The organism is Ensifer adhaerens, assembly GCF_002940685.1.
GTDB classification, from domain to species: domain Bacteria; phylum Pseudomonadota; class Alphaproteobacteria; order Rhizobiales; family Rhizobiaceae; genus Ensifer; species Ensifer adhaerens_E.
Map to the genome: position 1 here is coordinate 47,319 of NZ_PNFP01000010.1, position 12,411 is coordinate 59,729.

General features: G+C 63.4%; 12 protein-coding genes. 10 read left to right on the forward strand and 2 right to left on the reverse strand.

Translation table 11 applies throughout. The features are described 5' to 3' along the window. Window positions 1–5: 5 nt before the first annotated feature. The 3 genes from C1A35_RS19785 to C1A35_RS19795 all read left to right on the forward strand — a co-directional run bounded on the left by C1A35_RS19785 (window position 6) and on the right by C1A35_RS19795 (window position 3,480). Window positions 6–368, forward strand: a complete 363-nt coding sequence (locus C1A35_RS19785; RefSeq protein ID WP_104665961.1) for a Rid family hydrolase — start codon at window positions 6–8, stop codon at window positions 366–368. A 32-nt stretch (window positions 369–400) separates the two neighbouring features. Beyond that, complete coding sequence (locus C1A35_RS19790) at window positions 401–2,191, forward strand: ABC transporter ATP-binding protein (protein ID WP_104665962.1); 1,791 nt, start codon at window positions 401–403, stop codon at window positions 2,189–2,191. Between the two features lie 110 nt (window positions 2,192–2,301). Further along, window positions 2,302–3,480: a cyanate transporter gene (locus tag C1A35_RS19795; RefSeq protein WP_104665963.1), complete on the forward strand. Its 1,179-nt coding sequence runs from the start codon at window positions 2,302–2,304 to the stop codon at window positions 3,478–3,480. Between the two features lie 108 nt (window positions 3,481–3,588). Here the strand turns inward: C1A35_RS19795 and C1A35_RS19800 are convergent, their stop codons facing one another. Together C1A35_RS19800 and C1A35_RS19805 are read right to left on the reverse strand one after the other, a co-directional pair. Further along, a complete protein-coding gene (locus C1A35_RS19800; protein ID WP_104665964.1) occupies window positions 3,589–4,353 on the reverse strand; it encodes an SDR family NAD(P)-dependent oxidoreductase in 765 nt (254 codons plus the stop codon). Window positions 4,354–4,572: 219 nt separating this feature from the next. Continuing rightward, on the reverse strand, window positions 4,573–5,613 hold the full coding sequence (locus tag C1A35_RS19805; protein ID WP_104665965.1) for a LacI family DNA-binding transcriptional regulator: 1,041 nt from the start codon (window positions 5,611–5,613) through the stop codon (window positions 4,573–4,575). Window positions 5,614–5,864: 251 nt separating this feature from the next. On the opposite strand from C1A35_RS19805, the gene C1A35_RS19810 reads away from it, so the two are divergent. The 7 genes from C1A35_RS19810 to C1A35_RS19840 all read left to right on the forward strand — a co-directional run bounded on the left by C1A35_RS19810 (window position 5,865) and on the right by C1A35_RS19840 (window position 12,411). Further along, window positions 5,865–7,148: an amino acid ABC transporter substrate-binding protein gene (locus tag C1A35_RS19810; RefSeq protein ID WP_104665966.1), complete on the forward strand. Its 1,284-nt coding sequence runs from the start codon at window positions 5,865–5,867 to the stop codon at window positions 7,146–7,148. A gap of 97 nt (window positions 7,149–7,245) precedes the next feature. Further along, a complete protein-coding gene (locus C1A35_RS19815) occupies window positions 7,246–7,992 on the forward strand; it encodes an ABC transporter ATP-binding protein (protein ID WP_104665967.1) in 747 nt (248 codons plus the stop codon). Further along, window positions 7,992–8,720, forward strand: coding sequence for an ABC transporter ATP-binding protein (locus tag C1A35_RS19820; protein WP_104665968.1), 729 nt, complete (start codon window positions 7,992–7,994; stop codon window positions 8,718–8,720). The genes C1A35_RS19815 and C1A35_RS19820 overlap by 1 nt, the downstream gene beginning before the upstream one ends. Window positions 8,721–8,731: 11 nt before the next feature. Next, window positions 8,732–9,610: a branched-chain amino acid ABC transporter permease gene (locus tag C1A35_RS19825; protein WP_104665969.1), complete on the forward strand. Its 879-nt coding sequence runs from the start codon at window positions 8,732–8,734 to the stop codon at window positions 9,608–9,610. Further along, window positions 9,610–10,653: a branched-chain amino acid ABC transporter permease gene (locus C1A35_RS19830; RefSeq protein ID WP_104665970.1), complete on the forward strand. Its 1,044-nt coding sequence runs from the start codon at window positions 9,610–9,612 to the stop codon at window positions 10,651–10,653. The genes C1A35_RS19825 and C1A35_RS19830 overlap by 1 nt, the downstream gene beginning before the upstream one ends. An 8-nt stretch (window positions 10,654–10,661) precedes the next feature. After that, window positions 10,662–11,450 (forward strand): glutathione S-transferase family protein, encoded by a 789-nt coding sequence (locus C1A35_RS19835; RefSeq protein ID WP_234822914.1) that lies wholly within the window; start codon window positions 10,662–10,664, stop codon window positions 11,448–11,450. A 19-nt stretch (window positions 11,451–11,469) separates the two neighbouring features. Next, window positions 11,470–12,411 (forward strand): dioxygenase family protein, encoded by a 942-nt coding sequence (locus C1A35_RS19840; RefSeq protein WP_104665971.1) that lies wholly within the window; start codon window positions 11,470–11,472, stop codon window positions 12,409–12,411.

Sequence of the window (12,411 nt, forward strand, 5' to 3'; positions counted from 1 at the left end):
CCCCCATGGAATTGAGAGAACTCGGGAAGAAGGATGGCGCCGGCCATCAGCCACGCATCTGCCTCGGCAAGGCGTCAGACACTCTGGCCTCCGTATGCCTCACCGCGCCGGACAAGACCGGCGACCTCAGGGATCAGTCGCTTCAGATCCTCACCGCCATCGAAGAGTACTTCGAGAGCGTCGGCTCGTCGCGCAAGCAGATCCTGATGGTGCAGGTCTGGCTGTTCGACATCAGCGAATACCCGGCGTTTTGCGAACTTTGGAACGAGTGGATCGATCCGGAAGGCGTACCCGCCCTTTCCGTCGTGACCGGACATGCAGCGCGTCGCGACTGCGCGGTGGAAATCCGCGCCTACGCCGCGTGCTGACCTGGAAATAAAACGTCGATCTGGAGGCGAACGTGACTGAAGACCTGCTCAGGATTTCCGATCTCGCGGTGAAGTTCCGCGGAACGCCGGACGGCGCGCTCGCCGTCAAGGGCATCGATCTTGCCATCGGCCGCGGCGAGGTCGTCGCGATCGTCGGCGAATCCGGATCGGGAAAATCGGTCACGGCCAAATCCATCATGCGGCTCGTCGAATACATGGGTGCGGAGATCGTCGGCGGACGCGCCGCTCTCAGCGAGAAATCGGGCGGTTCGATCGATCTCCTCACCCTTGACGAGACCCGCATGCAGGGGTTGCGGGGCGACCGGATCGCGATGATTTTCCAGGAGCCGATGACTTCGCTCAATCCCGTGCTGACCATCGGTCAGCAATTGTCCGAGGTCGTCGTCAAACATCGCAAGATCGGCCGGGCGGAGGCCGACGGGATTGCGCTCAATGCCTTGCAGCAGGTGCGCATCCCCGAGCCCGAGCGCCGGCTGAGGCAATATCCGCACGAATTGTCGGGCGGCATGCGCCAGCGCGTCATGATCGCCATGGCGATCCTGTGCAAGCCGGACCTGTTGATCGCCGACGAGCCGACGACGGCGTTGGACGTCACGGTGCAGGCCGAGATTCTGGAGCTGCTGAAGGTCATCCAACGCGAGACCGGCATGGCCATCCTGCTGATCACCCATGACATGGGCGTCGTGGCCGAGATCGCCGACAAGGTGGTCGTCATGCTGAAGGGCGAGGTGGTGGAGAGCGGCGAGATCCACGCGATCTTCAACGCGCCGAAGCACGAATACACACGCCGCCTGCTCGACGCCGCGCCAAAGCTTCAGGCCCGGCAGGAAGGCTCTGACCAAAAGGAACGTGCTGCGGAGACGCCGGCAGCGCAGGACAAGGACGACGCGAACGTCGTGCTCAGTGTGCGCAACCTCGTCACGCGCTTTGCCGTTCGGCAAGGCATGTTCCAGCGCGTCGTCGCCAATGTCCATGCGGTCGAGGGCGTGTCCTTCGATCTGCGCGAGAAGGAGACCCTGTCGCTGGTGGGGGAGAGCGGCTGCGGAAAATCGACGACCGGCAAGAGCATCATGCGGCTCATCCGACCCAACGGCGGCGAGGTCCTGCTCCAGGGACGCAATCTGGAGGGCGTTGGCGCATCCGAAATGATCGAGATGCGCAAACGCATCCAGATGGTGTTCCAGGATCCCTACGCATCGCTCAATCCCCGCATGTCGGTGGAGCAGATCGTGGCCGAGCCGCTGCGCATTCACCGCGTCGGTAGCCCCTCGGAGATCCGGGACCGGGTCCATGGCCTGCTTGAACGCGTCGGGCTCACCCGGGCGCAGGCGAGCCTCTATCCGCATCAGTTTTCGGGTGGCCAGCGCCAACGCATCTGCATCGCCCGCGCTCTGGCCCTCAATCCGAAGGTGATCATCGCCGACGAGCCGGTCTCGGCGCTCGACGTGTCGATCCAGGGGCAGATCCTCGATCTGCTTGCGGAGATCCAGGAGGAGTTTTCGATTTCCGTCCTGTTCATTTCCCACGACATGGCCGTGGTCGAGCGCGTCAGCGACCGCATCGCGGTCATGTATCTCGGTGAAATCATCGAGATCGGACCACGCGACGCCGTCCTCGGCTCGCCGGCACATCCCTATACGCAGAGACTTTTGTCCGCCGTGCCGATCGTGCATCCGGATCAGCGTCGCAACCGAACGCTCGGTGCACGGGAGCTGCGCAGTCCGATCCGTCCGCCCGGCTATGTGCATGAGACGCCGCCCTTGAAGGCTGTGGGTTTCGAGCACTACGCGCGAATGGCGTAGGTGGGTTTTACCCCGGGATAGCGGGGCGTGCCGTCCGGATGCCCATTCAACACGCCCTGGTTCGGGCTGATCGCCCGTTCCAGCAAAGAATACGACGACAGGAAAAACTCATGCAGAGCCAGGGCAGGTTGCGTTGGATCTTTTTGATCGCCGTGGCGGCCATCGGTCTCAATCTTCGTCCATTCATCGCAAGTGTCGGGCCCCTGGCCGAGAACATTCACGCAGAAACAGGTCTCGGCTCCTATGGGCTGGCGATGCTGACATTTCTGCCGATGTTGCTGATGGGATGTTTCGCATTCCTTGGCCCGGGCCTGGAACGGCTCGCCGGCACCCGCCCGGTGGTTCTGTCGGCGCTTGCGACGATCAGCCTCGGGACGCTTATGCGCGTCTTCGTTCCCAACGGCTGGACGATGGTGGCAACCGCTGCGGTGATCGGGGTTGGCGTTGCTGTCATTCAGGCGGTTTTTCCCGGCATCATCAAGCGCGAGTTTCCCGATCAGGCGGGACCGATCGCAGGGCTCTACTCGGCCATGCTGCTCGGGGGCGGGGCATTGGGGGCCCAGGCGTCGCCTGTTATCGCGGACTTGACCCAAAGCTGGCGCGCGGGACTGGGTTCGCTGGCCGCGATCGGCTTTGCCGCCCTTGCCGTTGCTTGGATCGGGCTTCCCAACGGCGGCCATCGGAAACCGGACAGCAATCTCGTCAGGAGCTTGCTCGCCAAGCCGCGTGCCTGGCTGCTCATGGCGTTCTTCGGTCTGGTCAATGGCGGCTATACGTCGGTGGTGGTCTGGCTCGCTCCGCACTACCAGCAGCTTGGCTGGGGTGCATCGGCGAGCGGCAGCCTGCTGGCGGTCATGGCGATATTCCAGGCCATCGCGGCGCTCTGCCTGCCGCTGCTGGCGTGCCGCAGCGGGACGGACCGCCGGCCGTGGCTGTGGCTGACGCTCGGGTGCCAGTTCGCGGGCTTTGCCGGTTTTGCGTTCGCGCCTCATGCCGCGCCCTTCGTTTTCGTGGCGATGGTCGGCGTCGGGCTGGGTGGCTGCTTCGCCCTGTCGATGGTGGTCGCGCTCGACCATCTGGCGGATCCCGCCCAGGCAACCGCTTTGTCGGCGGTGATGCAGGGCGGCGGGTTTCTGCTGGCAGCGTTGCCGCCGATGATCGTGTCGGCACTCCATGACCTGACCGGGAGCTTTGCCACCGGCTGGAAATGGCACCTGGGGTGCATCGTCGTTGCGGCGGCGCTGACCGCGCGCCTCTCGCCGCGCGGATATGCGGCTGCCGCGCCGTAAGCGCCACGCCTGTTGGTTCGGGCCCAGGCGACACGGGCGGAGACGGCATGACGGCGATCTCATCCCCGCGCCCGGCCCGTCGCGCAGGATGCGGGATTTCCGCTGGCGTCAGAGCGCCCGGCCGCCGTCGACCTGGATGATGTGGCCCGTCGAGAAACCGAGCAACGTCGCGCTCGCCAGGATGGCGGCGGCAATGTCGTCGACTTCGCCGATGCGGCCGAGCGGGGTCGAGGCCGCGACCTTGTCGTTGAAGTCCGAGCCTCGTCCGGGAACGAATTGCGTGTCGACGACACCAGGAGAGACGGCCAGCACCCGGACTTCCGGTGCGAGAACGCGGGCAAGCGCCTTGGTCATCACGTCGATACCCGCCTTGGCTGCACAATAGGCGATGTTCGACCCGACACCGGTGAAGGCTGCGATCGACGAGATGGAGACGACGAGCCCGTCGCCCGACTTTTTCAGAAGCGGGGCAAAGGCGCGGATCGCCGCGAACTGGCTTCGCCAGTTCACCTTGAAGATGTCGTCGATCAGCTCATCCGTCAGCGCCTCGAGATCCCGATGGGCGATGGGCTTGGTGAAGCCCGCGGCATTGACCAGCACGTCGAGCCGTCCGAATTTCTCTTCGATGGCGCGGGCGAGGTCGCCAAGAGCGCTGGAATCGGTGATGTCGACGGCATAGCGCGCGTGACGTTCCGGGTTGGCAAAGGAAGAAAGTGCTGCATCCGCGCCCGTGGCACCCTGTTCGCCCGGCATATGGGTGATGAGCACCGTTGCCCCGGCGTCTGCGAAAAGGCGGCCGGTCGCGGCGCCGATCGCGCCGTTGCCGCCGATGACGAGAATTGTCTTTCCAACCAAGGACCGCGGATACGCCATAAGTTCCTCCCTCTTGACGCGATGTCTTTTCAGCCGGCGGGAACGCCGCCCTGCAATTGCCGGCCAACCGGAGACGACCTTAGGGCAATCGATTGCATAAAACAATGGGCAATCGATTGCATGATCGGGAGTGTCGAATGCTGCGGGCAAGACCGGGGAAAGCGGGCGAGATGAAGCCAAAGCCGCTGACGGCTGGCGACCTGATGGCAGAGGGGCCTGTCAGCGCCGCTGCGCTGCCACCGGCCCCGTGCTTTCGCGTTCCAGGAGCTCCACCGGCAGCACCGTCTCGAGCGGAATGTCGTCGTCTGCGCCGGCGTTCATGAGGCGCAGCAGGATCGAGGCGGCAGTAATGCCCGCGTCATACTGCTGGATGCGGACGGTCGTGAGCCGCGGACGGGCCAGTTGCAAGAACGGCATGTCGTTGAAGCCGCTGACCGAAATGTCCGACGGGCAGTCGAGGCCATTCTCGCGCAGCACGTCGATGCAGCCGAGCGCCAGCCGGTCGTTTGCGCAGAGCACCGCGGTGAAATCGTGTCCGGAGGTGAGCAGATCGCGCGTGCAACGGGCGCCTTCGTCCTCGTCGAAGCGTATGGCGGTGACGATGAGTTGCGGATCGATCTCGATCGACATTCTCTCGGCGGCGTTGCGAAAGGCCGCCAGGCGCAACTGGCCTGTCGACAGATCCTGCGGCCCGGCCAGATGCGCGATCCGCCGGTGGCCGAGCTTCGTCAGGTGGCGCAGCATCTCGCAGATGCCCATGTCCTCGTCATTGATGACATAGGGGATGTTCGAGTTCTCCACGCGCCGGTTAAGCGTCACCACCGACAGGCCGTCCTGCGCCGCCTTGGCGATCGACGGGTCGCTTCTGAGCACGGCGGCATGAATGACACCGTCGACGCCGCGGTCGCGCAACACTTCGAGAAGGCGAATTTCGCGCTCGCGCTCGCTGTCCGTGTTGACGATGATCGAGGCATAGCCGAGCGGTTCCAGAACACTTTCGATCCCGCGCAGGATCGGTGGGAAAATCGGGTTGGTGATATCCGGGATGACGACGCCGACGGTCATCGTGCGGTTGGTGCGAAGCCCGAAGGCAATGCGGTTGGGGCGATAGTCCAGGCGTTCCGCCGCCGCCTGGATCTTCGCCACGACCTCTGGTGTGATGCTCTTTCGCTCGGTCGGGTCAAGGGCGCGCGATACGGTCGACACATGGACGCCGGTCGCGCGCGCAATGTCCTTCAGCGTGGTTCGTTTCTTCTGCATGTGTCACCTCTCGCCTCCATTTAAAATCTTGCCGGAGGTTTTGCAATCGTTCGCATGGATGCTTGACAAAGCGCAAACGGTGCGCATAATCGCCAATGTGCAATCGTTTGCATATTCAGTTTGCGGCAGGGCGGTTGAGGAGCTGGCCTGCCGTCGATCGAACAGTGCGGAAGTGGCGTCCGGCGTGGCCGGGCGATTTGTTTTTCGCTCCAATGCAAACGATTGCGCGCAACTGTCTGGGAGGAGACAAAATGGGAATCAATCGGCTGATCGCGGCAGCAACCGTCAGTGTGCTTTCGGCAAGCACCGTTGCGAGCGCTGCGGAAACAATACGGATCGGCGCATCGTTGCCGATTACCGGTGGCCTTTCGGTCAGCGGCGAAAAGCACAAGCGGGGCTACGAGCTCTGCAACAAGCTGATCAATGAGGCAGGCGGCATCCTCGGCAAGCAGGTGGAATTGATCGTCAGCGACAATCGCTCCGACCCTGCGACGGCCATCAACCAGTACGAACGCTTCATCAACGTCGACAAGGTCGACGCCGTCTACGGCACGTTCTCGAGCCGCCTGACCTTTCCGGTCGGCAATGTTCTGTCCAAATACAACATGGTGCACCCGGTACCCTCGGGCGGAGCGCTCCGGATCTATGCCCAGGGCTACAAGAACCTCTTCTATTTCCAGGTCAATGCCGCCGAATACACCGGCAAGGACGTGATCGGTCTTCTGAAGGAGGTCAAGGATCCGGCGGATGCGCCGAAGACCGTCGCCGTCGTCCACGCGGACGACTTCTTCGCCAACGCGATCGCCACCGGCCTGCTCGGCCAGAAGGTGATCGACCCGGCGAACGACAAGGAAATCGCCGACCTCGCGCCAGGCTACTTCAAGGAAGCCGGCATCGAGGTGGTGATGGAGGAGAAGTGGCCTGAAGAAGGCTTCAACGACTGGCTGAACCTCGCAAACTCGATCAAGCGCTCCGGCGCGGAAATGATCGTCGGTCTGACGGCTTCGGCGGAGGAAGCCGTCCAGCTCATGCGGTCGCTGAAAACCGTCGGCGCCTCGGCGAAACTCGTCTATCTCAGCCAGGGCGCGCAGACGGAGTTCATCGAGGGTGTCGGCAACGATGCGGCCGACGGTGTCGTCATCCACACCACCTGGCACAAGGATGTTCCCTTCAAGAGCACGCTCGCCGGCAAGCCCTTCGGCAACGCGGATTTCGTGAAGGCGTTTGAAGCCGAATACGGCGTCGAGCCGGATGAGGACAGCGCCATTCCCTTCGCCGTCTGCCAGGGCATCGAGCAGGCCATGGTTGGCGCCGGCACCACGGATAACGCCAAGATGGGCGAATGGCTGCACGCCCGCACCAAGGAACAGCCTGTCCAGACCGTGCTCGGCGACTTCAGCTGGGACGATCTCGGCCTGCCCGTCGACAAGTCGCACATCATGACGCAGTGGCAGGATGGCAAGCTGACCTTCGTCTACCCGACCGGCCAGTTCGAGGGCATCGTGCCCTTCCGCTATCCCAAGTCCGGTTTCTGATCGATTGCGCGGAAGGGGGAGGGCGTTTCGCCTGCGAGGCGCCCTCCGATCAGCAGGCATCTATCTACCCAGATTCTAGTACAAGGAGATCGCGCGGATGCTCGAGGTTAAGAACCTGTGCAAGCACTACGGCGGAATTCGTGCCGTGGACGGCGCAAGCTTCAAGGTCGAGAAAGGCTCGATCACGGCACTCATCGGCCCGAACGGCGCCGGCAAGACCACGGCCTTCAACTGCATCAGCCGCACCGTCGTTCCGACCTCGGGCGAGGTTTGGCTCGACGGGGAGCGGATCGACAATCTGCGCCCGCACAAGATCACGGCCAAGGGCCTCAGCCGGACCTTCCAGATCTCGCGCAACCTCGCCGACATGACGGTGCTCGAAAACGTGATCGTGCAGGCGCGCAGCCGCGGCTTTGCGGACCTGTTTCGGCCGGCGGTCTCGGCGGAGGAGCGGGACAAGGCGATGTCGATCCTCGATTTCCTCGGGATCACCCGCATCGCCTACGAGGACGGGCACAACCTTTCCTACGGTCAGAAGAAACTGATGGATCTGGCAGCGCTGTTGATGGCCGATCCGAAGATCATCCTGCTCGACGAGCCGGCCGGCGGCGTCAACCCGACGCTGCTCGAAGAGATCGTCGGCCACATCCGGGCGCTCAACGCCAAGGGCCTGACGGTGCTGATCGTCGAACACAACATGGATCTGATCATGCGGCTTTCGCACCGCGTCGTCGTCATGGCGCACGGGCGGGTGATCTGCGACGGCACGCCCGACGTGGTGCGTCGCGATCCGCATGTGCTCGAAGCCTATCTGGGCGGCGTACTGGAAGAGGAAGCAGCCTGATGAGCGAACTCCTGCAAGTCACCAACATCACCGCCGGCTACGGCGACGGTCCGGCCATTCTCGATGGCGCGCGGCTGACGGTCGAGCCCGGCAAGGTCCACTGCATCATCGGTCCGAACGGCGCGGGCAAGTCGACGCTGCTGAAGGCGATCTGCGGCATGCTGACGATCCGCAAGGGCGATGTCGTCTTCAAGGGCGAGCGGCTGAACGGGCTGCGCCCCGACCAGATCCTGCGCAAGGGCATCTGTTTCGTGCCGCAGGAGCGCGCGCTGTTTCCGAAGATGACGGTGCGCGAGAACCTGCGCATGGGCGGGTACGTGCTCAGCGACACCAAACTGCGCGATCGCCGCATCGATGAAATCCTCGAGCGCTTCCCGGTGCTGCGCGAGCGCGCAGACCAGCATGCCGGAACCATGTCGGGCGGCCAGCAGCAGACGCTTGCGATGGCACGCACGCTGATCGTCAAGCCCGACATCGTCATGCTGGACGAGCCCTCGCTCGGGCTCGCGCCAAAGGTGGTCCAGGAGATGTTCGACATCATGAAGATGATGTCGCAGGAGGGCGTCACCGTGCTGCTCGTCGAGCAGAACGCATTGATGGGCCTCAAGAATTCCGACTGGGGCGTTGTGCTCGACCTCGGCCGCACCCTCTTTGAAGGGCCGGCGGAAGCGGTTCTGGCGGACCCGCGCATCCAGGAACTTTACCTCGGCGGCCGCAAGGTCGCGTAGCGGAGGACACAATGACAGACATACTTCAGATACTGATACTCGGGCTTGCGCTCGGCGGCGTGATCGCCCTGATGGGGTCCGGACTTTCGCTGGTCTTCGGGGTCATGCGCATCGTCAACCTGGCCCATCCGTCGCTGATCATCTGCGGCGCCTATGTCAGCTATTGGGCCTTCAAGCTCTGGGGGCTCGACCCGATCGTCACGCTGCCGATCGCAGCGCTGATCATGGCGGCGATCGGCGTGCTGCTCTACCGGCTGATGTTCGAGAGCCAGGCAAAGAGCGCGCGCTACTCGGAAATGACGGTGCTTTTGACCTTCGCGTTGGCGATGATCGTCGAAGGCTTCCTCGGCGCCGCCTTCACCAATACCCAGCGCGTGACCTCGCCCGACTATGCGACGGATGCCTTCTTCATCGGCAGCCTGTTCATTCCGAAGGGCCAGCTCTATGCCGGCTGCGTATCGCTGGCGATCATCGGCGCCCTGACGCTGTTCCTCAACTACTCGCGGCTCGGCTATGCCATCCGCGCCACGACCCAGAACCGCGAGGCCGCCGAACTTCTCGGCGTCAACGTCAACCTGATCAGCATGATCGCCTTTGCCATCGGCATCGGGCTTGCAGGTGCTGCCGGCTCGCTGGTGAGCTTCGTCTTCAGCTTCTTCCCCGCCAAGCAGTGGGAATGGATCGCAATGCTGATGTCGGTCGTCGTGCTCGGCGGCATGGGCAGCGTGCTCGGCACCGTCGTCGCCGCCCTTCTCCTGTCGGTCATCGCCGCCTTCGTCGGCGCCTGGGTGGGCGCCACCTGGTCGACCATGACCTTCTTTCTCGCACTCTTCGTCATCCTGCTGATCCGTCCCCAGGGTCTGTTCGGCGAAAAACCGGAGTTGGCATAATGGCCGTTAACCTGCAACAAGCCGACGCGAGCTCGGTGCTCGAGGCCCGTCGCATCCACAATCAGAAGCTTGCGCGCCAGCACGACCAGACCCGCGCCACATGGTTTCCCCTTGCTGTTCTCGGTGTGCTGCTCGCCCTGCCGCTGCTGCAATTGACCGGCAACTACAACTACCTGCTGCATCTCGTCCTGTTCACCGCCTCCTATGCGGTCATGGCCAGCGGCTGGAACATCATCGGTGGCTTCGCCGGCTACATCTCGCTCGGTCATGCGGTCTTCTTCGCGATCGGCGGCTATTTTTCGGGCATGCTGCTGGCGCGGTACGGGATTTCGACGCTCTTGACGGCGCCGCTCGCCGGCCTGGTGGCCGCCATCTGCGGCTATCTCGTCGGCCTCATCACGCTCAAGGTCCGCGGCCCGAGCTTCATCATCTCGTCGATCGCACTTTTGATGATCGCCCGCATCCTGTTCGACCACTGGGGGTTCATCGGCGGTGCCAACGGCATGTCGCTGCCGGTGACCGACCTGCCGGTTCTGACGGCGAAGCTGCCCTACTACTACGCCTTCGTGCTGATGGCCGCCTTCACGGTTTGGGCGACCTATCGCATCAAGCATTCCAAGTTCGGGCTCGGCCTGCGTGCGCTCTCCAAGGACGAGGTCAAGGCGGAAAGCGCGGGGATCAACACCCGCTTCTACAAGGTGCTCGCCTTCGCTCTGTCGGCCTTCTTCGTCGGCATGTCCGGTGCGGTCTGGGGCGAGTACCTTACCTATCTCCGGCCGAACATCTTCCTGATCATTCTGGTTTCGGCAAACCTGGTGCTGATGTGCATTCTCGGCGGCAAGGGCACGATTGCCGGCCCGGTCGTCGGTGCCATCCTCATCGTGGCCTTCAACGAGATCTTCGTGGCCACGCTCGGGGCATCCGAGATCAACATTCTCGCGACCGGCTTCGTCATGGTCCTGGGACTGATGTTCTTCCCGAACGGCGTGATTGGAACGCTCGCCCGCAAGGGCAAGCTGCCCCGTGTCCTCAACTGGGATTGAGGGAGGCAATGATGCAGGACTTCATCCTCTACAACGCCCCTCAATCGACGTGCAGCCAGCGGGTTCGGTACGTACTCAACGCCAAGGACCTCGCCTTTAAGGAGCACAAGCTCGATCTGTTCACCGGCGACCAGCTCAAGCCCGAATATCTGGCGATCAACCCGAACGGCGTCGTGCCCTCGCTCGTCCACCAGGGCCGCGCGGTCACCGATTCCGCCGTCATCATGGAGTATCTGGAAGACATTTCGCCGGGCGGGCTTCGGCCAAATGACGCCTTCGGTGCGGCGAAGATGCGGGCGATGATGCGCTTCATCGACGAAGTGCCGACACCGGCTGTCCGGGTGCCTTCCTACAACCTCGCCTTCCTGCCGCACTATCAGGCGATGACGGCGGAGGAGTTTCAGGCGGTCTGCGACGCCAAGCCGCTTCGCCGCGAGTTCCTGATGAAGATGGGGCGCACCGGCTTTCCCGAGCAGGAAATGAATGAAGCGCTCGGGCGCCTGCAGCGCGGCGTTCAGCGCATGGCGAACTGGCTCTCCGACAATGGCGGGCCATGGATCATGGGCAGCCAGCTGACGCTGGCCGATATCGCGATCATGCCGGTGATCGTCCGGATGGACGATATCGGTCTCTCCTCGATGTGGGGGGAGATGCCGGCGATAACGAACTGGCTCGATGCCATCCGCGCAACCGACGCCTTCACCGAAACCTACTACCACGGCTCGCTGCTGACCGAGAAGTATCCGCACCTGAAGACGGCGCGGCCCGAACTTCGGGTCGCCGGGTCGGGCCTGTGACGCGGAAAGGAGAGCAGGAATGAACAGCCATATCAGCCCCGAGGCAAAACTGATTTCCAGGGAGGCCGACGTCACGCCGACGGTGCTTGCCGCCATGTCGCACGGCGACGATCCGCGGCTCAAGCAGATCATGAACGCGATGGTCCGCCATCTGCATGCCTTCCTGCTCGAAGCACGTCCGACCGAGGCGGAGTTCGAATACGCCCTGCGCTGGATCACGGCGGTCGGCCAGGCGACCAACGAGGCGCACAATGAAACCGTGCTTGCCGCCGACGTGCTCGGCGCCTCGACGCTGATCGACCTGATCAACAATGACGGCATGCAGGGCGAGACGCTGTCGGCGCTTCTCGGACCGTTTTATCGCGGCGGCTCGCCGAAATGTGCCAATGGCGACTGTATCGCCCGTTCGGATACGCCGGGATCGCAGCTCTATTTCACGGGACGGGTGACCGATCCTGCGGGCCGGCCCGTCGAGGGCGCGACCCTTGACGTCTGGCAGGCGTCCCCGGTCGGACTTTACGAGAACCAGGACGAAACGCAGGACGACTTCAACCTGCGCGGCCGGTTCACCACGGATGGCGACGGAAACTTTCATTTCGTGTCCGTGAAGCCGGCAGGCTATCCGGTTCCAACCGATGGACCGGTCGGCGACCTCTTGCGGGCGCAGAAGCGGACGCCGATGCGTCCGGCCCATATCCACTTCATCGTCTCGGCCCCGGGCTACAAGACGCTCGTCACCCAGATCTTTTCCGACACGCACGAAGCCCTGGTCAACGACGTGGTCTTCGGCGCGAAACAGCAGATCGTCGGGAAGTTCTTCCGCCACGACAGCCCGGATAGCGAATTTCCGGGCGCTGCGGCGCCTTTCTATAGCTGCAACTATCACTTCAAGCTGGTGGAGGGCCAATCGGTCCTGCCGCTGCCTCCCATCTCCGGAAAGAAGGTGGCGCATCATGACTGA

Coding starts and splice junctions, on each gene's coding strand:
- C1A35_RS19835 (WP_234822914.1), top strand. CDS start 10,662: ATGATGCAGGACTTCATCCTCTACAACGCCCCTCAATCGACGTGCAGC.
- C1A35_RS19785 (WP_104665961.1), top strand. CDS start 6: ATGGAATTGAGAGAACTCGGGAAGAAGGATGGCGCCGGCCATCAGCCA.
- C1A35_RS19795 (WP_104665963.1), top strand. CDS start 2,302: ATGCAGAGCCAGGGCAGGTTGCGTTGGATCTTTTTGATCGCCGTGGCG.
- C1A35_RS19805 (WP_104665965.1), bottom strand. CDS start 5,613: ATGCAGAAGAAACGAACCACGCTGAAGGACATTGCGCGCGCGACCGGC.
- C1A35_RS19810 (WP_104665966.1), top strand. CDS start 5,865: ATGGGAATCAATCGGCTGATCGCGGCAGCAACCGTCAGTGTGCTTTCG.
- C1A35_RS19815 (WP_104665967.1), top strand. CDS start 7,246: ATGCTCGAGGTTAAGAACCTGTGCAAGCACTACGGCGGAATTCGTGCC.
- C1A35_RS19830 (WP_104665970.1), top strand. CDS start 9,610: ATGGCCGTTAACCTGCAACAAGCCGACGCGAGCTCGGTGCTCGAGGCC.
- C1A35_RS19840 (WP_104665971.1), top strand. CDS start 11,470: ATGAACAGCCATATCAGCCCCGAGGCAAAACTGATTTCCAGGGAGGCC.
- C1A35_RS19820 (WP_104665968.1), top strand. CDS start 7,992: ATGAGCGAACTCCTGCAAGTCACCAACATCACCGCCGGCTACGGCGAC.
- C1A35_RS19800 (WP_104665964.1), bottom strand. CDS start 4,353: ATGGCGTATCCGCGGTCCTTGGTTGGAAAGACAATTCTCGTCATCGGC.
- C1A35_RS19825 (WP_104665969.1), top strand. CDS start 8,732: ATGACAGACATACTTCAGATACTGATACTCGGGCTTGCGCTCGGCGGC.